General features: G+C 47.8%; 1 protein-coding gene. It reads right to left on the bottom strand.

What is annotated here, in order from left to right:
• Positions 1-102: 102 nt before the first annotated feature.
• Positions 103-1503, bottom strand: coding sequence for an MATE family efflux transporter (locus H6A32_RS15690; RefSeq protein WP_204864807.1), 1401 nt, complete (start codon positions 1501-1503; stop codon positions 103-105).
• Positions 1504-1679: the final 176 nt, after the last annotated feature.

Genomic DNA, 1679 nt, shown 5'->3' with positions numbered 1-1679 from the left:
AGTGACGCTGTTAATAAGACGCTCACAAAAATGGCCAGTGTCTGGCTTTTGTAATACCGCATGTATTTCCACGCCAGTTTTAACATACGCCATCACCGCCTTTTACCGGGATGTTTCTCTTTCCCGTAACAATGCGTCCATGCGTCGTTCATCTTGACCGTTGACTGGCTCGGCTGGCTTTGCTATTACCTTGCGGTAAACGTAAATGGATATGATCGCAGTAATCACTTCCGTGATCCAAAACGCATTCCAGACGCCAACCGCTCCGAGAAACCTGCTGAGTAAAAATGCAGCCGGGATGATTACCACTACATACCGGCAAAGAGAAATCAGTAAGGAGGGCGTGCCTTTCCCAAGTCCCTCCAATGCGCCGGAAGATGTAACAGAAACCGCCGAGACGATAAACCCGGCCCCGATGATGCGTAAGGCGGTTTCCCCGGCCTGAATCGTCGCTTCTGTGTGGGTAAACAGCCCCATCAACTGTCCGGGGATCAGCAGACATATTACTGTCCCAAACACCATAATGATGCCACTCATGCACAAAACAATCTGATAAATCTGGCTGACCCGTTTGTGCTCCCCCGCGCCGTAGTTATAGCCAATCAGGGGCCGCATCCCCTGCACAATGCCGTTCGCTGGCAGATAGATAAAGGTCTGCAATTTGTAATAGATTCCTAAAACCAGAATATACACTTCGGAATATGCCGCCAAAATCGCATTGAGCGCCGAAATCAAAAGAGACGGAAGCGCAAGATTCAGGGTTGCGGGAATGCCGATGGAGTATAGCTTTATTACCATATTTTTGCTGGGCAGAATGTACTGCCTGCGGATATGCACGCGAATTGGCCGCACAAGATAGACTACAAGGTAAATCGCAAGCGTCAGAGCCTGCCCGATGCCGGTTGCCAGTGCAGCGCCTTCGATTCCCATTTCCGGGAATGGGCCATAGCCAAAAATCAGAACGGGATCTAAGACAATGTTTGTGATGCACCCGCACATCAGGCTTATCATGGTCGTTTTCATGTTTCCTACTGCCTGGAACAATTTCTCAAACGCCATGCTGACAGTAACAATGAGTGTAAAGGCGAACGCAACGACAGAATAGCGGACGCCAAGTTCAATGACCGCTTCGGATGAAGTGAACATCCGCAGGAAAACCGGCATGATCATAATACAGCAGACTGTCATAACAATGCCATGAATCACGGCAAGCACAAGTCCCTGCGTGGCTGCCTGATCTGCTTTTCTGTGATCCCCCGCGCCCAGATAGAAGGCGATCACTGCATTGATCCCAACGCCAAATCCAATTCCGGCAGCATTGATAAAATTTTGAACCGGGTAAACCAACGATAATGCCGTCATAGCCTCCTCGCTGATCTGCGCGACGAAAAAACTGTCCACAATGTTGTAGAGAGAATTAACCAGCATGGATAACACCATAGGCAATGACATGGATAAAATCAGCGGCAATACCGGTTTCTCTTTCATGAAAGTGTCGTTCATCATTTTTCCTCCCTATTTAGTCAAGTGTTTTTCCCCTTAAAATCAAGGGATTTCTAAGTTTCTATCTCAGATGAATGAGCCTCGATCATGAGCGTTTTTCTGTATCTGGTACGAAAATAGATGGTTATGGGTATACGAAATAAAACGTCTCTGTTTTTCCGTTTTACATGGCCTTG

Origin of the sequence: Drancourtella massiliensis, from assembly GCF_016900655.1 — a bacterium.
Lineage (GTDB): Bacteria > Bacillota > Clostridia > Lachnospirales > Lachnospiraceae > Sellimonas > Sellimonas catena.
Note: the sequence above shows the minus strand (reverse complement) of the source record. Positions and strands in the feature narration are given on the sequence as shown.